Origin of the sequence: Pelagicoccus enzymogenes, assembly GCF_014803405.1 — a bacterium.
Lineage (GTDB): Bacteria > Verrucomicrobiota > Verrucomicrobiia > Opitutales > Opitutaceae > Pelagicoccus > Pelagicoccus enzymogenes.
Genome location: NZ_JACYFG010000038.1, coordinates 167,048 through 189,808, shown reverse-complemented (window position 1 = coordinate 189,808; position 22,761 = coordinate 167,048). Strand labels below are relative to the sequence as shown.

Annotated in this window: 21 protein-coding genes; 11 read left to right on the top strand and 10 right to left on the bottom strand. The window is 58.1% G+C overall.

Going from position 1 to position 22,761, the window contains the following annotated elements; translation table 11 throughout:
- The first annotated feature begins 18 nt into the window (after positions 1 to 18).
- On the top strand, positions 19 to 3,468 hold the full coding sequence (locus IEN85_RS15540) for a hypothetical protein (RefSeq protein ID WP_191618018.1): 3,450 nt from the start codon (positions 19 to 21) through the stop codon (positions 3,466 to 3,468).
- 80 nt (positions 3,469 to 3,548) lie between these two features.
- On the opposite strand, the gene IEN85_RS15535 is transcribed toward IEN85_RS15540, so the two are convergent.
- The 5 genes from IEN85_RS15535 to IEN85_RS15515 form a co-directional block, all read right to left on the bottom strand.
- Positions 3,549 to 4,427, bottom strand: coding sequence for a class I SAM-dependent methyltransferase (locus IEN85_RS15535; RefSeq protein ID WP_191618017.1), 879 nt, complete (start codon positions 4,425 to 4,427; stop codon positions 3,549 to 3,551).
- Between the two features lie 82 nt (positions 4,428 to 4,509).
- Positions 4,510 to 6,174, bottom strand: a complete 1,665-nt coding sequence (locus IEN85_RS15530; protein ID WP_191618016.1) for an ABC transporter ATP-binding protein — start codon at positions 6,172 to 6,174, stop codon at positions 4,510 to 4,512.
- Positions 6,175 to 6,262: 88 nt separating this feature from the next.
- A complete protein-coding gene (locus tag IEN85_RS15525; RefSeq protein ID WP_191618015.1) occupies positions 6,263 to 7,090 on the bottom strand; it encodes an ABC transporter permease in 828 nt (275 codons plus the stop codon).
- Positions 7,091 to 7,116: 26 nt separating this feature from the next.
- Positions 7,117 to 8,238, bottom strand: coding sequence for a glycosyltransferase family 4 protein (locus IEN85_RS15520; RefSeq protein ID WP_191618014.1), 1,122 nt, complete (start codon positions 8,236 to 8,238; stop codon positions 7,117 to 7,119).
- The gene (locus IEN85_RS15515) at positions 8,235 to 9,479 is read right to left on the bottom strand and encodes a glycosyltransferase family 4 protein (protein WP_191618013.1); all 1,245 of its coding nucleotides are present in this window, start codon (positions 9,477 to 9,479) and stop codon (positions 8,235 to 8,237) included. The genes IEN85_RS15520 and IEN85_RS15515 overlap by 4 nt, the downstream gene beginning before the upstream one ends.
- Before the next feature lie 119 nt (positions 9,480 to 9,598).
- Between IEN85_RS15515 and IEN85_RS15510 the strand changes: the two genes are divergently transcribed.
- From IEN85_RS15510 to IEN85_RS15500, 3 genes are all read left to right on the top strand, one after another.
- Complete coding sequence (locus tag IEN85_RS15510; RefSeq protein WP_191618012.1) at positions 9,599 to 9,808, top strand: hypothetical protein; 210 nt, start codon at positions 9,599 to 9,601, stop codon at positions 9,806 to 9,808.
- An 86-nt stretch (positions 9,809 to 9,894) separates the two neighbouring features.
- On the top strand, positions 9,895 to 10,497 hold the full coding sequence (locus IEN85_RS15505; protein WP_224772666.1) for a methionine biosynthesis protein MetW: 603 nt from the start codon (positions 9,895 to 9,897) through the stop codon (positions 10,495 to 10,497).
- A gap of 138 nt (positions 10,498 to 10,635) precedes the next feature.
- Positions 10,636 to 11,148: a hypothetical protein gene (locus tag IEN85_RS15500; RefSeq protein WP_191618011.1), complete on the top strand. Its 513-nt coding sequence runs from the start codon at positions 10,636 to 10,638 to the stop codon at positions 11,146 to 11,148.
- A gap of 29 nt (positions 11,149 to 11,177) precedes the next feature.
- Here the strand turns inward: IEN85_RS15500 and metX are convergent, their stop codons facing one another.
- On the bottom strand, positions 11,178 to 12,317 hold the full coding sequence (gene metX / locus IEN85_RS15495; protein ID WP_191618010.1) for a homoserine O-acetyltransferase MetX: 1,140 nt from the start codon (positions 12,315 to 12,317) through the stop codon (positions 11,178 to 11,180).
- A gap of 196 nt (positions 12,318 to 12,513) precedes the next feature.
- Here metX and IEN85_RS15490 point away from each other — a divergent pair, with 196 nt between their 5' ends.
- The 6 genes from IEN85_RS15490 to IEN85_RS15465 all read left to right on the top strand — a co-directional run bounded on the left by IEN85_RS15490 (position 12,514) and on the right by IEN85_RS15465 (position 18,132).
- Positions 12,514 to 13,080, top strand: coding sequence for a hypothetical protein (locus IEN85_RS15490; protein ID WP_191618009.1), 567 nt, complete (start codon positions 12,514 to 12,516; stop codon positions 13,078 to 13,080).
- A 16-nt stretch (positions 13,081 to 13,096) separates the two neighbouring features.
- Positions 13,097 to 13,687 carry an RNA polymerase sigma factor gene (locus tag IEN85_RS15485; RefSeq protein WP_191618008.1) on the top strand — a complete coding sequence of 197 codons (591 nt, stop codon included), beginning with the start codon at positions 13,097 to 13,099 and terminating at the stop codon, positions 13,685 to 13,687.
- Positions 13,680 to 14,525: an anti-sigma factor domain-containing protein gene (locus tag IEN85_RS15480; RefSeq protein WP_191618007.1), complete on the top strand. Its 846-nt coding sequence runs from the start codon at positions 13,680 to 13,682 to the stop codon at positions 14,523 to 14,525. Before IEN85_RS15485 ends, IEN85_RS15480 begins: the two co-directional genes overlap by 8 nt.
- A gap of 131 nt (positions 14,526 to 14,656) precedes the next feature.
- Positions 14,657 to 15,958 (top strand): ammonium transporter, encoded by a 1,302-nt coding sequence (locus IEN85_RS15475; protein ID WP_191618006.1) that lies wholly within the window; start codon positions 14,657 to 14,659, stop codon positions 15,956 to 15,958.
- A gap of 150 nt (positions 15,959 to 16,108) precedes the next feature.
- Complete coding sequence (locus IEN85_RS15470; RefSeq protein WP_191618005.1) at positions 16,109 to 16,984, top strand: TRAP transporter TatT component family protein; 876 nt, start codon at positions 16,109 to 16,111, stop codon at positions 16,982 to 16,984.
- Positions 16,985 to 17,097: 113 nt separating this feature from the next.
- Complete coding sequence (locus IEN85_RS15465; RefSeq protein WP_191618004.1) at positions 17,098 to 18,132, top strand: TRAP transporter substrate-binding protein; 1,035 nt, start codon at positions 17,098 to 17,100, stop codon at positions 18,130 to 18,132.
- Positions 18,133 to 18,289: 157 nt separating this feature from the next.
- On the opposite strand, the gene IEN85_RS15460 is transcribed toward IEN85_RS15465, so the two are convergent.
- The 4 genes from IEN85_RS15460 to rpmH form a co-directional block, all read right to left on the bottom strand.
- The gene (locus IEN85_RS15460) at positions 18,290 to 19,039 is read right to left on the bottom strand and encodes a YebC/PmpR family DNA-binding transcriptional regulator (RefSeq protein ID WP_191618003.1); all 750 of its coding nucleotides are present in this window, start codon (positions 19,037 to 19,039) and stop codon (positions 18,290 to 18,292) included.
- A gap of 55 nt (positions 19,040 to 19,094) precedes the next feature.
- Positions 19,095 to 20,918, bottom strand: coding sequence for a membrane protein insertase YidC (gene yidC, locus IEN85_RS15455; protein ID WP_191618002.1), 1,824 nt, complete (start codon positions 20,916 to 20,918; stop codon positions 19,095 to 19,097).
- Between the two features lie 84 nt (positions 20,919 to 21,002).
- Entirely contained in the window at positions 21,003 to 21,410 is a 408-nt protein-coding gene (gene rnpA / locus IEN85_RS15450) for a ribonuclease P protein component (RefSeq protein ID WP_191618001.1), read from the bottom strand.
- Positions 21,411 to 21,444: 34 nt separating this feature from the next.
- On the bottom strand, positions 21,445 to 21,582 hold the full coding sequence (gene rpmH, locus IEN85_RS15445; RefSeq protein ID WP_191618000.1) for a 50S ribosomal protein L34: 138 nt from the start codon (positions 21,580 to 21,582) through the stop codon (positions 21,445 to 21,447).
- A gap of 197 nt (positions 21,583 to 21,779) precedes the next feature.
- Here rpmH and IEN85_RS15440 point away from each other — a divergent pair, with 197 nt between their 5' ends.
- Entirely contained in the window at positions 21,780 to 22,703 is a 924-nt protein-coding gene (locus IEN85_RS15440; protein ID WP_191617999.1) for a metal ABC transporter solute-binding protein, Zn/Mn family, read from the top strand.
- Positions 22,704 to 22,761: the final 58 nt, after the last annotated feature.

The following is a 22,761-nucleotide window of genomic DNA, read 5'->3' as shown; positions in this document are numbered from 1 at the left end:
CCCCGACCCCCGAAAAATATGAACGACACCCCCCTATGTCGCAGGGCCATGCTGTCTCGAAGCGCCTGGCCTTGTTTCAAACTCGCGCCCTTGGCGCTGCTCGTCCCTCTCGCTTCCCTGAGCGCCCAGGAGGAGGAAGAGCCGATCTTCGAGCTTTCGCCCTTCTCGGTCAGCGCGGACGACCAGGACGGCTACCTCTCGAAGTCGACAACAGCTGGCACCCGCATCCGAACGGACGTGAAAGACCTCGGCGCTCAGATCGACGTCTTTTCCAACCAGTTCTTGGACGATATAGGCGCCTCCTCTCCGGACGAAGCCTTTATCTATTCGCTGAACATCGAAGGCGAAGCCGAGAATCCAGATTATGGAGACGGCTCTCGGGCTCGTTTCGAGCGCGACGGTCCGACCGCCACGGCTCGCGGCCTGGGCAATTCCCGTACGACGGGCGCGACGCGCGGTCGCAACTACTTCGAGACGCAGCTCCGCACCCACAACTACAACATGGAGAGCCTAGCGATCTCCAGTGGTCCGAACTCCATCCTCTTCGGCTTGGGACAGGCGGGGGGTACGATCAACAGCACTTTAGCCCGGGCCCATACCAACGAAGATTCAGGAAGCCTGACGGTGAAGCTCGACAAGCATGGCTCCTTCGAGTGGTACGCGGACTTCAACAAGGTGCTGATCCAAGATCATCTCGCCCTGCGCGTTGCGATTCTGAACAACCAGACCAACAGCTTCATGGACGGAAACTACGACGACCAGCAGCGTCTGTACGGAGCCCTTACCTATCGAGTGAACGACAAGATGAACTTCCGTATCCATTTCGAGGATATAGACGAAATCGAGTCGCCCACGCAATATCGCATGTTCCAGGACAACATCTCCCCCTGGCTCTACGACGGAGGCGGCGTCTTGTACGATCCGGTCGACGGCGCCCGCCCTCGTAACCAAAACGGAGCCAGCGGCCGTGAAGCGATTCTCATTACGCCAGATGGTAGGGTAGACGTGGATACGGTCGGAATCACCAAATGGAACAATTCCTTCGGTTCCCGCAGCGACGAGGCCTTTGACTATATCGAATACGTTTCCGTCAATGGCATCACCAGTTCGCCGCTTTACGACGACGATTTCTTCGCGTCCTTGGACGATCGACGCGTTTCCTTCAGTCCGGAGACCTTGGACGATTTTGGGCTCCCTTTTGCCACGGTGAATCCTTGGGGCGACACCATGCGCCGTTCTCGGGAAGCGGAGATCCTTACGGCCTTTGCCGAGTTCAACCCGCTGGAGAATCTCTTCATCGAAGTGGGTTACAACGACGAGAACTACAACGGCCGCCAGTACGGATACAACCGTTCCTTCAATTACGGCGTCTTCATCGACACTCAGAAGTTCTTGCCGGACGGCAGCCCGAATCCGATGGCTGGACAGCTCTTCATGCAGGACGAAGGATGGGCTTGGGAAACTCCGAAGTCGGAAAAGGAATTCCGCGTGATGGCCTCCTACTCCTACGATTTCAAGGACAACCAACGGCTCAGCGACAAGCTGGTTGGCTTCCTCGGCAAGCACAATGTCGGCGCCATGTACGCGGATCGCGACTCCATGGAGATCCGTGCGAACTCCTTCCAGATCTGGAAGCAGAACGACGATGGCACCACGCCCTCGTTCCTGACGGGAGGCGCCACTCGCGTGGACGACCCGAACCACAATTGGCTGCGTACGGGCGACCGTCGTGTATCCATGAGACAATACTTGCTGCCGGAAAACAACTACCAGCTGCAAGTGGTGGAAGGTATGGCTCCCGGGCAAGAGCTCGTAAGCTTCCCCGATCCAGGTGGAACGGGCAACTTGCAGGCCGGCTTCTTCGATCCCGAGATCGGCTCCAACCGCCTCTTCAGCTTCGATCGCAATGTCGAATCCAAGATGTTCACCTACCAAGGCTACTTTTGGAACGATCGCCTGATCCTTACCTACGGCAAGCGCGAGGACGAGCTGAAGGAACGCGACCTCTACGGAGCCGGCGACCGCGCTGACAACTACACCGAAGAGGATTGGAACAACGGACTCGTGCCGGACCACGTTATCCCTGGTGGCTACTTCCCTTGGTGGACCGAGCTAGACTGGGATGAGTACGGCGAGTCCGGTATCAATTCCAACGAAACCAAAGGTGCCGTATTTCGTCCCGTGGGCGTAGCCGAGTGGCTCAGCTTCTTCCACAACGAAGGCAGCAACAACAGCGCCGGGACCATCCGTTACGACGCTTACGGTGGCCGCAACGCCCCCATCACGGGCGAGGGGACAGACTATGGTTTCCGTATCGACACTTTGAATAACAAGCTGCAGTTCAAAGTGAACTGGTACGAGACTGACTCCCAAAACGTGGAGACGGGTGGAGACAGTGTAGACGGTGACGTGAGAGGCGTTTTCCGCACCTTGGAAGAACGTCTGGAAGAAACGGACCCAGCTGGATACACCACCAACGGCTTCGATATATTCGGTCAGACCGACCTCTTTCTGCCGGTCGCTGACAAGTCGGCCAAGGGCACGGAGTACACCTTGTCCTACCAGCCCAAGCGCGGTTGGAACATGCGCCTGACCGCTGCCAAGACTTCGTCGGTTCTCGATAATATTGCCACCAGCTATATCAAATGGGGCGACGAGCGTACTCCGCTTTGGCGTGATATTTCCTGGATGGCCGAAGATCCCAATGGCGACATGATGCCGGTAGTGGATTGGTGGAACAACGATGACCCGAGAAACGACATTCTCGAGCTTCGCGATCCCTCGGATCCAAGTCTTGGATACAAGACGCCCTACGAGCTTCGCGTGGACGCTGGATTCACTCGTATCGATCCAGCTACGGGCGAGATCGAGCTCAATCCAGACACGGGAGACCCGGTGGCCTATTGGACCAAGCTCGGTTCCGCGGGAGATTCCCCGATCTCCGGCTGGGAGAATGTCGCTCGCGACGAGAACTCCGGCAATCCCGAAACCGTGAAGGAGTACTTCGACCGCGAATTCCTGGTGGACGTGAAAGGCCGCATTTCGCAGCTCAACGGGCGTCCGAATCCCAACGTGCGCAAGTGGCGCGTCAACTACAGCACCAGCTACCAGTTCCAGGACGGCCGTTTCAAGAACTTCCGCGTGGGCGGCTCGGTTCGCTATCGCGACAAGGGCGTGGTCGGCTACGGGCGCACCAAGTTCGTGGACGAAGCCAGCGGCAACGAGATCGACGTGCTCGACATCAGCAACCCGTACTACAACGACTCCGAAGTCTTCGTGGACGGAATGGTTTCCTACAGCGGCAGCTTCAACTACGACAGGCTCCGTTACCGTATCCAGCTAAACGTGCGCAACCTGTTCGACAACTCGGACCTGTATGTGACGGATGTGAGCACCTCGGGGCGCGAGCTCGTTTGGGCAACCTTCGAACCACGCACCTATACGCTTACCACCTCCTTCGATTTTTGATCGGGGATCAAAAGAGAGAGTTCGTGGGAACTCTGTGGGGAGGTCCGGCTTCGGCTGGGCCTCCTTTTTGGTGCCTTCTCCTAGGGTTTCTGAATTACGATTCCGTAGTCCAGTCCTGATTCCAGCCCTACCTTTAGTAGCGTTGATTCCTGTGGAAGGAATCGGGCGGCAGCCTCGAGATCGGGATGAGCGTTGAGTTGCAATATGTCTCGGACGCGGAAGCCGACGTGTTCGCAAGCGAAGCTGAGCAGCTCGGAGGGGAGAGGTTTCTGATGGGTGGGATCGAAGTGAAAGGTGGTAGCGCCGACGATGATATTTCGAGGATTGGGGGTCTCCAAGATTGCGATACCGTTTGACCGGAGAGACCTGTAGCATCCAGTCAGGAATCGCAACAGGTCTTGAAATGGAAAGTGCTCAACGAGGTGAAACGCGGTAATAACTTCCAAGGCATCGGGCTCGGTATTGTCTAGATAGGAGAGGATGTCGCAACGCTCTACGTTCAAGCCGTTTGCTTGGCATTGTGATACCATAGCGGCGTTGCAATCGACCCCGTTTGAATGGGTGAATCCATCGTCTCGCAATAGTTTCAGCCATTCGCCTCTACCGCATCCGCAATCCAATATAGTCGGGTTGGAGGAAGCGGAGAAAAGCTCTTTTATATAGTTGAGGTAGGGTTCTTGCTTTTTCCGAATTTCATCAGCCGTACCTCTATATCGATTCTCGAATTCTAGATAGAAACGATCGTTGTCTGGAGATTCGCTTTTTTTTCTGCCGTAAATCTCGAGCAACTCGTTTCGCAGCGATTGGATCTCAGCGGCTGTTTTTTCCTCTATCGATTGGGAGTAGCGGGCTGTATCAAGTGCCGCTTCCAGGCATGCTATTATGCTCTCCCTGTACTGTTTGTCTTTTCTTGCGCTGATCCGAGTCCAAAGGCTTGGGGGCTTCGATAGCGCTTCCATGAGCGTAAGAATCTTACTTTCGAAATCTCTCAGACTCATGCCAATATAATCAATATACCTAACGCTTTGAACGGTGCAGGTTTTAGGAAACTGGAAGCAGTTTTGCTTGGTGAAATGCGAGAGCGATTACCCGTTTGTCCGAGCTAAGGTTGAACTCAGCCGGCGAGCTGGCGTCTGGAGTGACGAATTCGATAACTAAGGAACCTTGTTTCGGAAGGCCCTCGAGCGGTATGCTCAATCGCTTCGTTTCGCTAATTTGAAACTTTGCTTTGGTCGTTCCGTTCACCCGAATCTCGACATTTTGTGAAGGAAGCGCTTCGCAAACGAAAGGAGTCAGGTGTAGCTCCAAGGTTGCTTGGCTGGGGAAGCTCTCGGATGTGAGCTCGAGCACGGAGAGATTGCCGTTGGTCCAGGTTTGGTAAGACTCGGGAAGCTGCCAGCCGGCGGATCGGTAACGGTGGGAGTTTCCGGAATCGGAAAAGTCTATGGTGGAACCGATTTCGTAGGTCCTGTTGAGCGCTTGTATTTCTCTGGTGACGATAGCGGTAGTGGGAAGGTAAGCGACTCCGCTGAACGCAGGTTCGTGGTTGGGCAGAACTTGAAACACGATCAACCTGTCGAACCAATCGTAGGAGCCTTCCAGATGGTTGGAGCCTTTGTGCACAGCCAAGGTAAGCGAGTATTCTCCGAGGCCGAGGTTAAGCTGCGTTTGGAAACGAGCTTCGAGTTGTTCGCTTTCCGAAAGCGTACCCGTCGCTTTCTTCAGGTTGAGGGTGTTGGTTCCGTAGACATCGTTCCCGAAGCGATCTCTTATCATGAAGCCGATGGTGGGATCCTGCAGGGTCTCTGCCGCTTCTATCACGCAGGAAACCTTGATGGTTTCGTTGATTTTGAAGTTTCTCCTAGGCTGGTCCTTCTCGTCGGTAAGTTCGAAGCGAACGATTTTGGCTTTTCCGTTTCCAGAGCGCGTGACGGTACGGCCGTTTTCCTTCTGGATCTGCTTGATTTCGGCCTCGCGTTCGAGCTGCGCGATCATTGCCCCGTAGTACTCGAGAATGTTTGCGGGAGTCCCGTCGCGCAGAACGGAGCCATGGTCCAAGAGGATGGCGCGATCGCAGAGGCTGGTGACCATCGTCGGAGAGTGTGAAACGAACAAAAAGGTCTTACCTTCCTCCCTGTATTTCTTGATGAGGTGGGTACATTTGTGGGCGAAGTACGCATCGCCTACTGCCAGAGCCTCGTCGATGATCATGATATCCGGATCGATCTGGGTGAGGAGGGAGAAGGCCAAGCGCACCCTCATGCCGGAAGAATAGGTTTTTACTGGTTTTCTGAGGAAGTTTCCGATCTCTGCGAATGCTTCTATCTCGTCCAGCCTCTCGTCGACCACAGTTTGAGGGACGCCGAAAATGGCGGCGTTCATGTAAAGGTTTTCCAAGCCGGTGTACTCAGGATTGAAGCCGGCGCCCAGGTCGAGCATCGCGACCACTCGGCCGCGCGTGAGGACGCGGCCCTCGCTGGCTTGCAAGGTGTCGGCTATGATCTGCAGCAAGGTGGACTTGCCGGCTCCGTTAAAACCGACGATACCGAGGCACTGGCCCCGCGGGACTTCGAAGGATACCTTTCGCAAGGCTTCGAAGTTCTTGAATCGCTTGCTGACGTTTTCGACTTTGAGGGCGAGCCCCGGGGGTAGTTCGTGGTCAGGCGAAGTGGTTTCTGAATCCTTTTTCTTGTTTTTGAAAAGCATGGATGGAGCTCGCTCGGTTGTTGGCCCGTTGCTTTGCTGCAATCGTTGCTCGCTGGTTGTTCCACAAAAGCGGAGGATCGCAAGGGATTTAGATGTGGTCAGCGAGTTTGCTCTGAACGCTTTTGAATAGGAAGTAGCTGCCGAAGTAAATAGCGAGGGAGGCGATGGGCAGGGCCAGAAGGGAGAAACCGAGCCTTGGAGGGTGTCCCCACAGAACGGTCTCGCGCATGGTATCGACGACGTGGAGAATCGGATTGAACTTCAAGAAGGCCCAAGCCTGGGCTGGGATCTTCTCGACCGGATAAAAGACGGCGCTCGAGAACAGGATGCCGAGGCTGAGCACAGGTACGATTTGGCTCACGTCTTTCACGAAGGTGCCGAGCACAGCCATCAGGTACGAGACTCCTTGAGCGATGACTGCCAGGCATAGGCAAACGGGGATAGCCCAGAGGGCTTGCACGCCGACTGGGTGGCCGATTGCCAGAAGGCCTAAGACGCAAAGGAGAAAACCGATTGAGAAGTGAAAAGCGGCAGCAATCGTTATGGAGGTGGGAATGAGCTCCAAGGGAATCTTGGTCCGTTTGACCAGTCCCTCGTTGTCGGCCATCGAGCGAGGAGCGAAAGCGAGAACTTCGGTGACGAAATGAATGATGGTTAGCCCGAGAAAAACGCCGAACGCGTAGGTTGCCGGGGAATCGGACTCGGTCTCTCTGAATTTCCCTCCAAAAATGTAGCCGAAAACGAAAACGTAGAGGGCGAGCATCGCCAGTGGATTTATCACGACCCAGACTTTTCCCAGCCAGGTGTTCTTGTGCTGCTGCGAAATTCGCCTCCGCGTCAATTGCTTCAGCAATTGTTGGTTTTCGAGGGCAGCTCTCAGTCCGAGGGCGTTGAGTGTTAGGCGGATAAAATCCATAGCGACAAGTTTTGGTTCTCGGAGGCCTAGATCAGCTGGTGGTAGAAGTCGATGAGGGTGGATGCTGTTCGCTGCCAGGTGAAGTGCGAGGAGGTTTTCAGCCCTTGCCATCTTCGTTCGGAGTAACGCTCGGGTTCGCTCTCGAGTTGAAGCATCGCGCTACACACCGATCGAATGTCTGAAAAGTCTACAAGCTCGATTGAGCCTTCTGCGAATTCCCGGATGGAAGGGATAGAGTTGGCGATGCAGGGAAGCCCATAGGACATCGCCTCGATCACGGGAAGCCCGAATCCCTCGTAATGGCTGGGGCAGAGCAGGGCGTAGGCGCTGCGGTAGTGTTCCTTGAGCCGCTCATCTGCTACGTAACCGTGGTAGCGTATGTCGTTGTTTCGTGACAGGCTGGAAATGCGATTGTGAGTTGCTTGGGATTCCCAGCCCTGTCCCCCGATGATGTGCAAGGGGCGAGGCTGATCCTGACGCTTTGCGTACTCGACGTAAGCGTCCAGAAGCGCCTCCACATTCTTTCGTGGCTCGATGGTACCCACGAACAGCCATGGCGACTGAGGAGACTTCTGGGGATTGGCGCTGGCTGTGGGTGGAGGGGGCTCGAGCCTACATCCCGACTGGGCAACCACATGAGGTTTCTTTGACCGTTCCAAAAAACCCGGAAGGAGGTTCTCGAAATCGTTTCGTGTCGTTTCGGAAATGAAGTGGAAGGCGCAGGCTCGCTGCAGGGCGAGAAGCAGGTGCTTTTGGCAAACGCTCCGGTTCGTCTCGGATGTGAATTGCGGGTGTGTCCAGAAGCACAAATCGTGAACCGTGTAGACCAGCTTTGCTGTCGGAACGGAGGGGGCCATGAACGAGTTGGAGTGTACGATGTCGGGAGCCAGAGGAGGGGGGGAACCATTTGCTATTTCTCGCCAAACTTCGCGAGCCTCTTCTCGCGTTTGCGCCCTGAAAGGCTCTGCGACTCCCTCGATTTCGGTTCCGGGCCGCGTGTCTGGGTTCAGCCAATCTCCGAAGTGGTGATAGAGGATGACGCTCTCTTTCCCGAGTTCCTCGGCTAAGGCTCTTGCCAGCGAGTCGGCGTGCCAGCCGCCTCCTGCCCGGTTCCTGCAGGTTTGAGCTACGTCGATAGCGACTTTCATGGGGTGATGACTGGAGGAGTTTGTTGAAAGGAGAGGGTTCGCAGCAGGGCACGGCACTCGATATCGATATCGAAGGTCCCGAGGTGATCACTCCAATCGACGATGGATGGCAAGTGGGCGAGTTGCTCCATCGCGCGAGAAACCTCGGTTGGTATCCTAGCGTCGAATCGAAGCAAGAAAGGAGAGTCGACTGTCTTGAAGGAACAGTAGTCTCCGCACGCTATCGGTTTGTTGAAGTGCATCGCCTCCAACACCGGTAGGCCGAATCCCTCGTACAAGCTGGGAAAGACGAGGGCGTGCGCCTTTTCCCAGAGCAGCTTGAAATCGCCCAACTCGAGGTGGTCGAGGAAGCTTGTGAGCTGATCGATTCCTAGAGTACGGGCCAGTGCCTCGAGCTCGGGCGTCCGTTCGTTTCGCGTTCCGGTGAGGACGAGCTGCCAAGGTTGGCCTCGGTTTTTCGCGATGAAATGAGCGAAAGCCACCAGAAGGATTTCGTGGTTCTTGTGGGGCCAGTAGTTGGCGGGGTAGAGAAAGTAGGGGCGGGAGAGAGTCGCGATTTCAGCGGGCAGGCTTCCCGTTTTCACCGTGTCGAATCGTCCGTGCAGGGGCAGGGAGATGACGAAGGTCTTTTGCGGGTCGGCTCCGAATTCGTCTACCAGCTGCTCTTTGCAGAACGCGGAGTTGGTCTGCACGAGGGCGGACTTTTCGATGGCCTCGGCGTACCAGCGGTCGCGGAAATCGACCTCGGCCGGCGGCAGGGATTTGGGATAGCTGCGGTGCAGCACGTCCACGATGAGGCTGACTTGGGGGACGTTGGGAGTGTAGAGCTGGGAAAAGCCGAATCCTGCGTAGAGAACGTCGATTCCGAGCAAGCTCAGCAGGTCCTCTGGAACCTCCGGCCAGTATCGCAGGAGGGGGAGGGAACCCTCGCTGCGGCGGGGATCGTAGCCCTCGCGAGGGCCGAGCACGTGGACTTGATGGTGGCCGGCTGCCGCCAGGAAACCGAGCTCTGGCACGATCTCCTCGCGGCAGAATACGAAGAGGCGGATTTCGTGGGAGTGCTTCTCCACGAAGCGCCTGAGGAACTCGTAGTGATGCACCTTGATGCCGCCGTTGGCTCCGCCCGCGGAAAGGCGGGCGATGTCGTAGGCGACTTGGAGCGGTCGGGAGGAGGCAGTCATCTCCCCTCCTTGCTGCAGGCGAATCGCCGCAAGGCGAGCCATTTGCTCGCGGGGGAACATTTTCCTTTGCCAGTTTTATTACATTTTTTTTATATTTAGCTTGATCCGTATAATTGCCACGCTACGCATGCGGATTGTTCGGGGTTTGGAACCTTGGACGCCGCCTTTTCCCTTGTCCCATGAAAACCGTATTTGCTCTTTTGCTTCTCGTAGGAGTCGGTCCGTTCGCTTTGGCGAATTCGATCGTCTCGGAAATGCTCCCGAGCGATGTGGATCTCGAGGTATTCGAGGTCTCCGTGTTCGGTAGCCTGCAAGGTTCCTTCGGCTTGATGGGAGCCGTCTTTTTCGCGCTTGCGGTCCTCATGCGCCTCAAACGCCCGGGGCGTTGAATTCATCTTGATTTGACCGCTTTTCGTCCTTGTGCGGAGAGGGGGGCGGGGCTTTTCTAGGCGATTCTTGCCGTGCGGGCGAATCGATGAAGGACAAGCGAACAGTTGACATGCGAGTGATGAGCGAGTGGGTGGAACCCGGCTCGCGGGTGCTCGACCTGGGCTGCGGTCGAGGGGTCCTGCTGGAGTACCTCAAGCAAAAGCTGGGGGTGGAAGCGGTTGGGGTGGATCTCGATCCGGAGAAAGGGCGCTCCTGCGTGAAGCGCGGATTGAGCGTTTATCGAGGCGACATGATGGACTTCATGGTGTCCTTTCCGGACAAGCACTTCGACTACGTGATTTGTTCGCGCACGCTGCAGGAGCTGAACGAGCCGGCGAAGGTGATCAAGGAAGCCTTGCGCGTTTCCAACCACATGCTGGTGGGCTTCGTCAACTACGGCTACTGGCGGAATCGCCTGAGCATGTTGCTCAAAGGGCGAGCCATTCGCAACGAGGTCTACCCCTCGCCCTGGTCTACCTCGCGACCTAGCAACCCATTGTCTGTCAGCCAGTTCGAGGTATTTTGCCGCAACTCTAACATCCGGGTGGAGCGCAAGCTGTGCTTGGGGGGCAACTGGGAATCGGAAAAGCGGTTCTTGCCCAACTTGCTTAGCGGCTACGCCCTTTTCGATCTGACGGCGAAGTCCTAAGTCTGCGCGGTCGCGTCCTGCGGGGAGCGTTTGGAGCCTCAAGTTTTCAAAATTGGGCTAAAGAGCCAGAGCGGGTGGCGCGGAAGGCGGTTTAAACTAGGATCTGCTGCGATTATTACTCAGTTTGACCGTAGCGAAATGACCCCGTTACTCGATCTTGCCACCTACGAAATTTCACCTGCCTCGCGCGACGAGATCGTTCGAGAATTCTTGCCGAGGCTTGCGGCTGTCCGCGACGAGGTCGAGTTCGACCTCGCCTTCTGGTGCTTGGCCCAGCGGCTGGCGGTCGACACGGAGGAACTGCTGCGTCAATTGGGAGAGCGCTGGTTGAAGCGGTCCGGCTTGCTGAAGGAAGTGCTGCAAGGGAGTGAATCGGGAAGGGCCGGGCACGCCTTGGGAGACTTGATTTCACGTTTCGGAGACGACTGCGACGCGCCCTTGCCGGGGCTCGGCGACTTTTGCGTGGAGGTTGCGGTGGTGGACGCCGATCGGGTGAAGGTCGCTTGCCGCGGAGCTCGCCGCTGCTGCTCCTTTTTGGAGGGGATGGCTCGAGCCCTCTGCGAGGCGTTTGGCTTGCAGCTACGTTATATTCGCCAGCCCAAGCGGGCAACGCAGGTGATGATTACCTTCAACTGCATGGCGGTGGGGTAGGGGCCGCGGACGCTCCTCCCTTGAGCCACCTAGGCCAGGAAGGCGCGGGTGAGGTCGAAGAGTTCCTCGGAGTCGACGAGGAAGGAGTCGTGGCCGAGGTCCATGTCGATCTGCATGTAGGAGGCCTCCTTGCCTTGGCGCAGCATTGCCAGCACCACCTCCCGATTTTGGGCGGGCGGGAAGAGCCAGTCGGAGGTGAATCCGACCACCAAGGCGCGGCACCTCATGTTGGCCACGGCTTTGTCGAGGCTGCCGTAGTCGCCCGCTAGATCGAAGTAGCCGAGGGCGCGCGTGAAGTAGAGATAGGTGTTGGCGTCGAAGCGGTTGGTGAAGCTCTCGCCTTGGTACCTGAGGTAGCTCTCGACTTCGAATTCGATGTCGAAGCTGTACTTGCTGTCGTACCCAGCCTGGCGGCGTCGGCCGAACTTGCGGTCCATGCTGGTATCGGAAAGGTAGGTGATGTGGGCCATCATGCGGGCGATGGCGAGGCCCACGTTGGGCCCTTTGTCCGGATCATAGTTCCCTTCGCGCCATTCCGGGTCCTGCATGATGGCTTGGCGGCCGACCTCGTCGAAGGCGATTGCCTGGGACTTTTGCCGCCAGGTGGTGGCCATGGGCAGAATGCGTTCCACGAAGTCGGGATACTCGATCGCCCACTGCAGCACCTGCATGCCGCCCATGGAGCCGCCGACTGCGGCGTAGAGCTTTTTCACTCCGAGGCTGTCGAGCAAGATCTTCTGGGTCCTCACCATGTCCACGATGTTGACGAAGGGAAAAGTGAGGTTGTAGGGAGCTCCGGTTTCGGGGTTGATGGACTTGGGGCCGGTAGAGCCTTGGCAGCCGCCGATACAGTTGGAGCAAAGGACGAAGAAGCGGTTGGTGTCGATTGGCTTGCCGGGGCCGATCATGTTATTCCACCAGCCGGGCTTGCGGTCGCGCAGGCTGTGGATGCCGGCGCAATGGTGGTCGCCGGTGAGGGCGTGGGCTACGAGGATGGCGTTGGTGCCTTCCGCGTTGAGGCGGCCGTAGGTCTCGTAGCGCAGGGTGAACTCCGGAATGCTTTGACCGCTCTCGAATTGGTAGGGGTGCGGGTAGTGGAAGTCGATCGGCTCGACGAGTCCAACCTCGCCGGCCTCTTCCAGCCCGTGATCCTCTTCGCTTGCGTTCATTGAGGGAGTTTTTGTGGGGCCGTGGGCAGGTGTCGAGAGCGAAGAATGCGAGTTGTGGGCTCGAGGGCGCGAGTGGCAGGGGATTTTTCTTTGAATCAAGCCAAGATTGTCCAGAATTTGAATCCACCCTTCTCTCCTCGACGAACCCACTGACGAGGGACTGCGAGCGTCGCACGTCCTCCTGTTGTGTGAACCCATGAAAATCGTCTCATTTCTATCGTCCTTCCTCGCTCTGGCCTGCCTCTGCGCCGCCAAGCCCAAGAAGGACGTTCCCTACATCTATTTGCGGCCGACCGACACGCTCTACATCCAAGTGATGGACAGCGTGTACATGAACAGCTCCATGGGTGAAACCGACCGCTTCCATCGTATCGAGAAGACTTTGGAAGACGTGTTTGAAGACATCAACTTCCCGCTCGCTTACAAGATCGAGCGCTTCGGAGCCCAGCAGACGCCTCCTAACCAGCCGCGTTTGGACCTGACCATTTTCAAGTGGGGAGACAACGGGTTGAGCGAAGTGGAAGCCCGTTTCAGCGCCAGTATCAAGCGCGACTACAACCGCAACAAGCTGGGCATCTTCTTCACCCGCTCGCCTTCCGTCTTCGGAGGGTACGACCGAGTGATTCGCGCCCATAACGAGGTCATGGAAGAAGCCATTGCGGAGATGGTGGTGGAACTTAACACGCGACTGTCCGTCGGTCTGCTCGAGGAGGAAAAAGAGGTCGAAGCGGAAGGCGAAGATGACGTCTCAGAAAGCGAGTAGAGAGTCTTCGATTCGTATGGGAGAAGACAAAGCTCAGTCCATGGACGATGCTAGCATCGAGGCAGAACTGATTCGGCGGATTGCCCGACAGGAACGCGATGCCTTCGACGAATTGTATGCCCGCTACTCGCGTCCGCTCTTCTCCTACATCGCCAAGTTTCTCCGCGATCGCGGCCTTGCCGAGGAGGTGCTACAGGATGCTTTCGTTAAGATTTGGCGTTCGGCTCCCAGGTACGATCGCAGCCTTTCCCGCCCGTTCAGTTGGTGCGTGCTTATCACCAAGCGCCTTTGCATCGACCGCATGCGAGCGATGAAACCTGTTACCGTGACGGACGACCCGATGGCTTTGCAGCCGGTCGACGAGCAGCGGCAAAGCGAGAAGGATCCCTCTGAACGTGTCGAGACCGACGACCAGCTCAGTCTCTTGGAAGACATGGTAGAACGGCTTCCCGAGTCTCAGAGGCTTAGCCTCCAGCTGGCCATGCGTCAGGGACTCACCCAACAAGAAATTTCAGATCAGCTAAACATGCCGCTCGGCACGGTGAAGACCGCCATGCGCCGCGGCATGCAACGACTCAAAACCATGATGGCAGCAAGCTATGAATAACGAACTCATAGAAGAAAAAGCCCAACTCTACGCCCTCGGCATCTTGCCCGAGTCCGAAAGGGAGGAATTCGAAAATCAGGTCCGCGAGGATCGGGAACTCCAGTCCCTCGTGCACGAGTACCAGCGCCTCGGGGAGCTCTCCGCCACGCCGGTCACCTCCGCTCCGTCCTTTCAGGCGTACTCTCGTATCATGGAAGAGATCGATGGCCCGAGCGCGGCGGCGCAGCAGGTGAATGGTTCCGCTTCCAAACTCGTATCGTTCGTGGCTTGGGGAGGGTGGGCCGCGGCTGCTTGCGCGGCAGTTGCTCTGGGAGTGAGCCTTTTTGGAGGCAAGGGCGATGCGGTTGCCCATTCGGACATCGTGCTCAACAACTTGGCGAATCCGCGCATCGTGGCGGTACAGACTCCTTCCGAGGACTTTGCCGTGGAAGACCGCATGCTGGAGCTAGCCGGACTGGCTGAAGCTTACTGGTTCTCGCGCGAAGGCATTCCGGAGGGCCAGATTCTCGACGGCCAAGGCAATACGGAAGTGGCTGAGCTGTCGGGAGGTTTCACCATTTACGATCGCCGCTACAACATCGGCTTCATCGCAGTGGAAAACCTGCCTCGCGAAGCTCCCAACAAGAGCTACCACGTTTGGGCCAAGACGGATCCGGCAGCTTCGCCAGTGCGGGCGGGGACCTTGCCGATCGGAGACGAGTCGCGCGGCTTGTTCTTCTTCGACCTCTCCAGCCTGCCTGCGGGAACCTCCCTCGATACCCTCAGCTTCTTCGTGACGGAAGAGGAGAGCGAGAATCCGGTTTCACCCAGCCAGATGGTGGTGTTGAGCGACGTATAGGGCTGCCCAGCAACACCTTTGGCGCAGGGCGCCTTTACGTTTCGCTTACATTTTAGCGTTGCCGCCCGAGGGGCGGCTTTTTTTTCTCTATCGAGTGACGTCCCTCGCGTCATCTTCCTTCGATACCTGAAATGAAACGTTTACTCCGCTTCCTCCCCGCATCCCTCCTCTTAACGCTTCCGACCCTCGCCTACGCGCAGGAAGGAACTCCTACTGCCGATTCGGGTGACACCGCCTGGATGATTGTGGCCACGGCCCTCGTTTTGTTTATGACGCTGCCTGGACTCGCCCTGTTCTACGGCGGCTTGGTGCGAGCCAAGAACGTGCTCTCCATCCTGATGCAGTGTTTCTCCATTTGCGCCGTGATGTCGGTGCTGTGGGTTATTTTCGGCTACAGCCTAGCTTACACGGGTTCCAACCCTTTTATCGGTGGATTTGATTATGCGTTCCTGAAGCACATGACTTCTGATACGGTCTCTGGTGCGGGTGCCATTCCTGAGTCGGTCTTCGTCACCTTCCAGATGACTTTCGCCATCATCACGCCGGCCCTGATCATCGGCGCCTTTGCGGAGCGGGTGAAATTCTCCGCCGTCCTCGTCTTTTCCATCTTATGGTTCGTCCTCTCCTACATTCCGGTTTGGCACATGGCGTGGTCCGCGAATGGCTTCTTCCACAACTGGAGCGTTATGGATTTCGCGGGCGGCACGGTCGTCCACATCAACGCTGCCATGGCTGGCCTCGTAGGCTGTTTGATGGTGGGCAAGCGCAAGAAGGCCTTCGAAGAGCCCATTAAGCCGCACAACTTGCCACTCACAGTAGTCGGCGCCTCCATGCTCTGGGTGGGCTGGTTTGGCTTCAACGCCGGGAGCGCGGTCGCAGCGGACGGCACTGCGGGCATGGCAATGCTGGTCACCCAAATCGCTTGCGCCACCTGCGCGGTGACTTGGATGCTGATCGAGTTCTTCGTGCACGGCAAAGCGTCTGCCCTGGGCGTTGCCACCGGCGCGGTGGCTGGTTTGGTTGCGATCACTCCCGCCTCCGGAAACGCCGGTCCGATGGGGGCGATCCTTATCGGATTCTGCTCGGCGATCTGCTGTTACTTCGTAGCGGTTAAGCTGAAGTTCATGCTCAAGGTCGATGACTCGCTCGACGTCTTCGGCGTCCATGGTGTCGGTGGTATCGTAGGAGCGATCCTCACCGGCGTGGTAGCTTCCGAGTCGCTCGGCGGAACTGGCTATGGCGAAGGCATCGGCATGGGAGCCCAGGTTTGGGGCCAATTCGTGAGCGTAGTAATCACCATTGTTTGGAGCGGTGTTGTCTCCTTCATCCTTTTCTTCCTCATCAACAAGTTGATGGGCCTCCGCGTCGAGTCCGACGACGAGCTGCGCGGTCTCGACTTGAGCGACCACGACGAGCAGGCTTACGAGCTCTAGTTTCGTCAAAGGTACAGGTCTCTTTTCCAGCCCGGGCGCCAATTGCGCGCCCGGGCTTTTTGTTGCTGGGTGCGGACTTGAAAAAGCCGGGCGGCGGCCTAGGGTGCGTCGACTATGATATCCGGCCGATTTCTTTGCACCTCACTAGCTTTGACGAGCCTTTTGCTGAGCGGCTGCTCGGTCAAGAAGCTCGCCATGAACCAGTTGGGAGACGCTTTGTCGGGCGGCGGCGACGTGTTTTCCTCGGACGAGGATCCGGAATTGGTCGGTGATGCGCTTCCGTTCAGCTTGAAGTTGATGGAGAGCGTCCTGGCGGAAACGCCCAACCACGAGGGACTGCTCACCTCGCTCTGCTCCGGCTTCACTCAATACGCCTACGGCTGGGTTCAGCTCGATGCCGACGAAATCGAGGACGAAGACTACGACCGGGCGGAGGAGCTGCGGGAGCGGGCGATCAAGCTCTACCAGCGGGCCAACCGCTACGGCATGCGAGCATTGGAGGTCAAGTATCCGGGATTTGGCGAAGCATTGAAAAAGGACGGCAAGTCCGCCCTTGCTCGCGTCGAGGCGGAGGACGTGGAAACGCTTTACTGGTCCGCCCTTTCTTGGGCAGGCGCCATTTCGCTCTCCTTGGACAATATGGACCTCGTGGGCGACCTCGCCTACGTGGAGGCCATGATGACGCGTTGCTTGGAGCTCGATCCCGATTGGGAGATGGGCTCCATCCAGAGCTTCTTCATCACCTACGAGATGAGTCGCATGAACGGGGAGGGCGATCCAGTGGAGAACGCCACTCGTTTCTTCAAGCGAGCGGTGGAGCTGTCGGAAGGCAAGCTGGCGTCGGTCTACGTGGCCTATGCCGAATCGGTGGCTGTGGAGCAGCAGGACAAGGAGCTTTTTCTCGCCATGCTTAACAAGGCCCTTGAGATCGACGTGGACGCAAACCCGTCGCTGCGCCTCAACAACTTGCTCTACCAGCGGCGGGCCGAGTGGCTGCTGACGCGTCTGGATTGGTTGTTTTTGTAGGCAGAAAGTGTGGCGGGAATGAAACGTTTACCCGTCACTCCTGTATAAAACATTGAAGCTTCAGGGGGCTTTGTCCGTCTTACGGACTAAGCGAGCCTTTCAAACCCTCTCGTATGATGACTGTATTTTCGAAATTTACCCGTATCCTAGCCCTCGGCGCCATCGCCGCGGCCACTTTCACGGTCACGCCGGACGCCGACGCCCGTCGCATGAATATTCGCCTGAGCACCTTGGCGCCCAAGGATTCGTCCTTCGACAAGTCGCTGCGCAAGATGGGGCAGGAGTGGAAGGACGAAACGCGCGGGCAGGTGAACCTCATCGTATTCTCCGGCGGCGTACAGGGCGGCGAGACGGCCATGATCGACCGCATGCGCGTCAACCAACTGCAGGCGGCCCTCATCTCGGGCGTTGGCCTCGCGGACATCGACCCCGGAGTGGCAGGCTTGCAGCAGATTCCCATGATGTTTCACACGTATGAAGAACTTGAATACGTGATGGAAAAGCTCGGGCCCAAGCTCGAAGCCCGCATCAAGGAAAAGGGCTTCATCGTCTTGAGCTGGGTCGATTCCGGCTGGGTCAAGATCTTCAGCAAGCAGGAGCTTTCCACGCCCGAGGACATGAAGAAGGGCAAGCTCTACACTTGGGCGGGCGACAACAAGCAGACCGACTTGCTCAAGAACATGGGCTTCCGCCCGGTACCGATCGACGCCACCGAGGTGACCTCCAGCTTGCAGACCGGCTTGGTGGACATCGTACCATTACCGCCGTTTTTTGCTCTGGCTACCCAGAGCTACCGTCCCGCTCCTTACATGTTGGACATTCGTTACACTCCCATCGTGGGAGCCATCGTGGTATCCGAGCAGGCTTGGAGCCGCATCTCCGAGGAAGACCAAGCCGTCATGCTTGAATCCGCCCGCCGTTACGGCCGCGAAATGACTTTGGCGGGACGCGAGGAGAACGAAGAAGCCATCCGCGTGATGAAGGAAAAGTGGGGCTTGAAGATCCGCGACTTCGACGAAGCGGTCACCGAGTCTTGGGAAAAGGCTTCGGAAAAAGCGTACTCGCTCATCCGCAACAACACGGTCCCCGCCGACATCTTCGACGAAGTCGTCCGCCTGCTCGAGGAGTACCGTTCGCAGCAGTCGTAGGACTAGAGTAGACTTTCAGAAATCAAAAGGCCGTCCCGAAATGGGACGGCCTTTTTTGCTAAATGGATCTTGTGGGAAGCGACCTTGTGTCGCGATTTTGGTTTTGCGGCTAGACTGCTTCCTGTCAGCCGCCCGCGGGAGCGGCCGGCCCACCAGTCTACTCTTCGTCGTCGAGGAGGCCGTCGGCGAAGTCGGCGTTGTGGAAGACGTTTTGCACGTCGTCCAAGTCGTCGAGGGCGTCGATCAGGGCCATGATGGACTTGGCTGCGGCTGCGTCGTCGATGGGCGTGAGCGTCTCCGCCAAGTAGGCGAGCTCGGAGCTGGCGACTTCGATGCCGGCGTCGGAGAGGGCTTGGGAAACGGAGTCGTACTCGGTTATGGGCGCGAGCACTTCGAAGCCTTCGTCTTCGACCTTGATGTCCTCGGCTCCGGCTTCCAGGGCGACGTCCATGAGCTTTTCCTCGTCGGTCTGGTCCTTGGCGATGAGGAACTGGCCGCAGCGGTTGAACATGAAGGCGACCGCGTTGGCGCCGGCCAGGTTGCCGCCGCGCTTGGTGAAGGTGGAGCGGATCTCGGAAGCGGCCCGGTTCTTGTTGTCGGTGGTGACTTCCACGACTACGGCGACGCCGTTAGGGGCGTAGCCTTCATAGACGAATTCTTCGTAGACGACGCCGGGGAGCTCGCCGGTGCCCTTTTTGACAGCGCGGTCGATATTGTCGGCTGGCATGTTGGCGGCGCGGGCTTTGTTGAGGAGGGTACGCAGCTTGGCGTTGGCGTCGGGGTCGCCCCCGCCGGCCTTGGCCGCCATGGTGATGTCCTTGGAAAGACGGCTGAAGATCTTACCGCGTTTGGCGTCGACGGCCGCTTTGCGGTGCTTGGTGTTGGCCCATTTACTATGTCCTGCCATATGCTTTCGGGTTTTCGGTCCTAGATGCTAGGGATTGGGTTGAATTTTTGGGGGCTTACTTCTTCTTGCGGCGCTTCTTTTTGTCGTCGCCACCGTCCATGGCCTTCTTGAGGGCGGGAGGGAGGATGACGTCGAACTCTTCGCCGCCACGCTTGACGAGCCACTGCTGGCCGATGGTGAAAACGTTGCTCACGGTCCAGTAGAGCACGAGGCCGGAGGAGAAGGTGTAAGTGAAGGGGAAGAAGATGAAGGGCATGAACTTCATCATCTTGGCCTGAGCGTTGTCCACCGATGGGGTGGGCATGGTCCACATCTGGTAGGCGAGGGAGACGAGCCAGACGAAGGGGAGCAGGTTGACCGCGAAATCGCCGAAGAACGGCATGTTCGGGATGGTGGCTACGGTGTCGGGCTTGGAGAGGTCGGCGATCCAGAGGAAGTCGGCGAAACGGAGCTCCGCGGCGCTGCGCAGCATGTAGAACAGGGCGAAGAAGATGGGGATCTGCATGAGCATGGGCAAGCAGCCGGCCACCGGGTTCACCTTATTGAGCTTGTAGAGCTCCATCATCATCTGCTGCTGCTTCTGAGTGTCGTCGGGGAACTTCTCCTTAACGGCCTTCATGGGCTCGGAGATCTTGGACATCTTCTTCATGGACTTCATGCTCATGAGGGTGATGGGGAGCAGGGAGCCGCGAACGATGAGGGTGAGCAGGATGATGGCGATGCCCCAGTTGCCGACCATGCCGTGCAGCCAGTTCATGATCTGGAGGAGGATCTTGGAGATGAAGCCGAAGAAGCCGAATTGCATGGCTTGCTCTTGGCCTTGCTTGAGCTTGGCGATGCGGCCGTGTTCCTTGGGGCCGGCGTAGAAGTCGAAAGTCTTGGTGACGCTGGCGCCGACCGGGAGGTTGATGGCCTCGAGTTTCACGTCGGCGGTGATGCCGGTCTTGGGTTCGCTGTCGGTGCTGCCCGGGAAGTCGACGGGGCGAGCCACGTACCCAGCTCCCGGTTCGCCTGGGGTGAGCAGGGTGATGAAGAACTGGTTCTTGATGGAGGCCCAAACGATGCGGTCGCTGACTTGTTCGAGGTCCTTGGGGTCCTTGCGGAATCCGGGGAATCCACCGCCCATGAAGTCGCTTTGCTCGGTGAACTCTACGTCTTCGCCGTTGGAGTAGCCGAAGGTTTGCAGGAAGCGGTCCTGGGAGCCGGAGGGCGCGGCGGTACCGATGTTGATGAGCAATTCTCCGAGCGGCAGCAGGCCGTCGGTGAGGTTGCGCACGGTGAGCTCGTGGGAAACGGTGTAAGGCGAGGGGCCGGTGAGTTCTTGGGAAATGCGGTAGGTGCGGATGACTTCCAGCTGGTCGTTGAGCACGCCGCGGTAGGTGACGCTGTCGCTGGAGGAGGAGATTGTCTCGAAGGCAATGCTGCGGGCGTCGCCGAGGTAGGTGGTGAGGTTGAGGGCCGGCGCGTAGCGCAGGTGGTTCATGATGTACGGCTCGTCGCTGTCGAGGGTCTTGGGCTGGTCCTTGAGCACGATTTCGCGCAGGGCGCCGCCGTAGTTGGTGAAGCGGAATTCCGCGAGGCCGTTCTCGAGGACGGCGATCTCCTCGCCGGACTTCTCGTCGTTGACCTCGATCTGGGCGTGGCCGTTGGCGACGATGGCGGTGGGAGCCGGCGCTCCGTTGATTGGGGCAGCAGTTGGTTCGACAGGCGTGCCGTCTTCGTTGAGGGCGGGGGCCGATTGGGCGGCGGCTTCAGCGGCTTCGCGAGCGGCCTGTTCCTCGAGGAGGCGTTGCTTTTGAGCTTCTTGCCCGTTCTTGAACATGAGGACCGTGCCGGCGATCAGCAGCGATACCCCTATTATAGTGTTCTTCTTGTCCATCGATGTGCTGGGAAAATTTGGGTGTCCGACGAGCTTCCGTCAGAGGAAAGCGCTCATAAAAGGCTCGGCTTGGGAGCTAGCAAGCTATTCCTCGACTTGGGAACGCTCCTCCGGCGCTTCGTTCCGCTTGAGCAGCTTCTTGAATTTGAGGGCGTGCAGGAAGCGCTGCTCCAGCTCCTGGTAGCTGGCCTTGCCGGCGGGTTGGCGCAGGCTCAGCACGATGTCGGCCTCTGGGCGAAGCTCGTGCTGGTGCAGGCGGAACAGCTCGCGGAAGCGCCGCTTGATCTTGTTGCGGGTGACCGCGTTGCCTACGCGTCGGGCGGCGGAGATGCCGATACGCGGACACAAAACATCCGTGCCTTCGACAGCACGGATGCGGGAAAATAGGGCGAAGTACTGGCAGCGGTAGGGCTTGCCATGACTCCGAATTTGTAGGAAGTCGGCGTTGCGGCGCAAACGGCTAACAGGACGGAGTTTGAATCTCCTGACCATGGTCGAGCCGATCGGGCGTGTAGACGCTGCGCGGTTACGCGACGGAGAGACGGGCGCGGCCCTTCTTGCGGCGTGCTTTGATGACTGCACGTCCACCGCGGGTGGCCATGCGGGCACGGAAGCCGATCTTGCGTACTCTCTTGAGGCGATGTGGTCTGAATGTAGGTCTCATGACGTGAAAATTGGAAAAAGAGCGAGAAAATGGTCGTCGCCCCGTGGTGCTGTCAAGCCCGTATGCCCTCAAATGCTCGCCACTTTCCGGAAATGAGCCGGTTTTCTCAGGAAATTTCCAATTTTGATAGATCAAAGTTGCGATTGACAGGGTCTCAAAGAAATTGGCACAACACGGGCTGCTTCTTTGTACTAGATATGAACTCGATCCTTTTACGCGTCCTCCTTCTCACAATCGGGCTTTTCGCCGCGACAGCTGTCCACGGGAAACTGAGGGTAGTGGTGAGTACTTCCCAGATCGCGGACATCGTGCGAAACGTGGGCGGGCGGGACGTCGACCTCACGGTTCTCATGGGTCCGGGCGTGGACCCGCACCTCTACAAGGCGACGGCCCGCGACGTGATTTCCCTGCAGCGGGCCGACTTGATTCTCTACAACGGGCTGCACCTGGAGGGGCGTTTGGCGGAAACCTTCTCCAAGGTGAACAAGCAGGGCCGCACCGTTGTGGCGGTGGGCGAGGCCATTCCGAAAGACCGCTTGCTCGCCTCGGCAGACTACGAGGATGCCCACGATCCGCACGTCTGGTTCGACCCTGAGCTTTGGGCGTTCGTGATCGACGCGGTGAAGAGCTCGCTCTCTAAAGCGGATCCCAGCAAGGCGGCTGTATTCGAGCAGCGGGCTGCACTCTACAGTGCCGAGGTCGAAGCGGTGGCGCTTTGGGCCCGGGAGAGAATCCAGGCGATTCCAGAAAGCGCTCGGGTGCTGGTGACGAGTCACGATGCCTACAACTACTTCGGCCGAGCGTTCGGGTTTCAAGTGGTAGGCGTACAAGGCGTGTCGACCGCGACGGAGGCGGGGATTGCCGACATCACCAACACGGCCGACTTCATAAAGCGGCGCCGGATTCCGGCCATTTTCGTGGAGAGCAGTGTGTCGCCCGCTACCATCGAGCGGATCAGCCGCGATTCTGGCGCCTCGGTGGGCGGAGAATTGTTTTCCGACGCCTTAGGAGCGCTCGGCGAAATGCACGAAGGCTCCGATGGGGAGCGGTACGACGTCGGCACCTACTTGGGAATGTTCAAGTACAACGTCGACACCATTGTGAACGCTTTGGGCAAGTAGCTCCGGGGCTTAGGCCCGCGAGGAACTTTGGATCCTGCAGCGCGGACGCCGGCTAAAG

Excerpts from the sequence above, each read along its gene's own strand:
- IEN85_RS15460 (WP_191618003.1), bottom strand. The coding sequence starts at position 19,039 with ATGGCAGGACATAGTAAATGGGCCAACACCAAGCACCGCAAAGCGGCC.
- IEN85_RS15440 (WP_191617999.1), top strand. The coding sequence starts at position 21,780 with ATGAACTCGATCCTTTTACGCGTCCTCCTTCTCACAATCGGGCTTTTC.
- IEN85_RS15530 (WP_191618016.1), bottom strand. The coding sequence starts at position 6,174 with ATGCTTTTCAAAAACAAGAAAAAGGATTCAGAAACCACTTCGCCTGAC.
- IEN85_RS15475 (WP_191618006.1), top strand. The coding sequence starts at position 14,657 with ATGAAACGTTTACTCCGCTTCCTCCCCGCATCCCTCCTCTTAACGCTT.
- IEN85_RS15480 (WP_191618007.1), top strand. The coding sequence starts at position 13,680 with ATGAATAACGAACTCATAGAAGAAAAAGCCCAACTCTACGCCCTCGGC.
- IEN85_RS15510 (WP_191618012.1), top strand. The coding sequence starts at position 9,599 with ATGAAAACCGTATTTGCTCTTTTGCTTCTCGTAGGAGTCGGTCCGTTC.
- IEN85_RS15485 (WP_191618008.1), top strand. The coding sequence starts at position 13,097 with ATGGGAGAAGACAAAGCTCAGTCCATGGACGATGCTAGCATCGAGGCA.
- IEN85_RS15535 (WP_191618017.1), bottom strand. The coding sequence starts at position 4,427 with ATGGAAGCGCTATCGAAGCCCCCAAGCCTTTGGACTCGGATCAGCGCA.
- IEN85_RS15515 (WP_191618013.1), bottom strand. The coding sequence starts at position 9,479 with ATGTTCCCCCGCGAGCAAATGGCTCGCCTTGCGGCGATTCGCCTGCAG.
- IEN85_RS15465 (WP_191618004.1), top strand. The coding sequence starts at position 17,098 with ATGATGACTGTATTTTCGAAATTTACCCGTATCCTAGCCCTCGGCGCC.
- IEN85_RS15525 (WP_191618015.1), bottom strand. The coding sequence starts at position 7,090 with ATGGATTTTATCCGCCTAACACTCAACGCCCTCGGACTGAGAGCTGCC.
- rnpA (WP_191618001.1), bottom strand. The coding sequence starts at position 21,410 with ATGGTCAGGAGATTCAAACTCCGTCCTGTTAGCCGTTTGCGCCGCAAC.
- rpmH (WP_191618000.1), bottom strand. The coding sequence starts at position 21,582 with ATGAGACCTACATTCAGACCACATCGCCTCAAGAGAGTACGCAAGATC.
- IEN85_RS15490 (WP_191618009.1), top strand. The coding sequence starts at position 12,514 with ATGAAAATCGTCTCATTTCTATCGTCCTTCCTCGCTCTGGCCTGCCTC.
- metX (WP_191618010.1), bottom strand. The coding sequence starts at position 12,317 with ATGAACGCAAGCGAAGAGGATCACGGGCTGGAAGAGGCCGGCGAGGTT.
- yidC (WP_191618002.1), bottom strand. The coding sequence starts at position 20,918 with ATGGACAAGAAGAACACTATAATAGGGGTATCGCTGCTGATCGCCGGC.
- IEN85_RS15505 (WP_224772666.1), top strand. The coding sequence starts at position 9,895 with ATGAAGGACAAGCGAACAGTTGACATGCGAGTGATGAGCGAGTGGGTG.
- IEN85_RS15520 (WP_191618014.1), bottom strand. The coding sequence starts at position 8,238 with ATGAAAGTCGCTATCGACGTAGCTCAAACCTGCAGGAACCGGGCAGGA.
- IEN85_RS15540 (WP_191618018.1), top strand. The coding sequence starts at position 19 with ATGAACGACACCCCCCTATGTCGCAGGGCCATGCTGTCTCGAAGCGCC.
- IEN85_RS15500 (WP_191618011.1), top strand. The coding sequence starts at position 10,636 with ATGACCCCGTTACTCGATCTTGCCACCTACGAAATTTCACCTGCCTCG.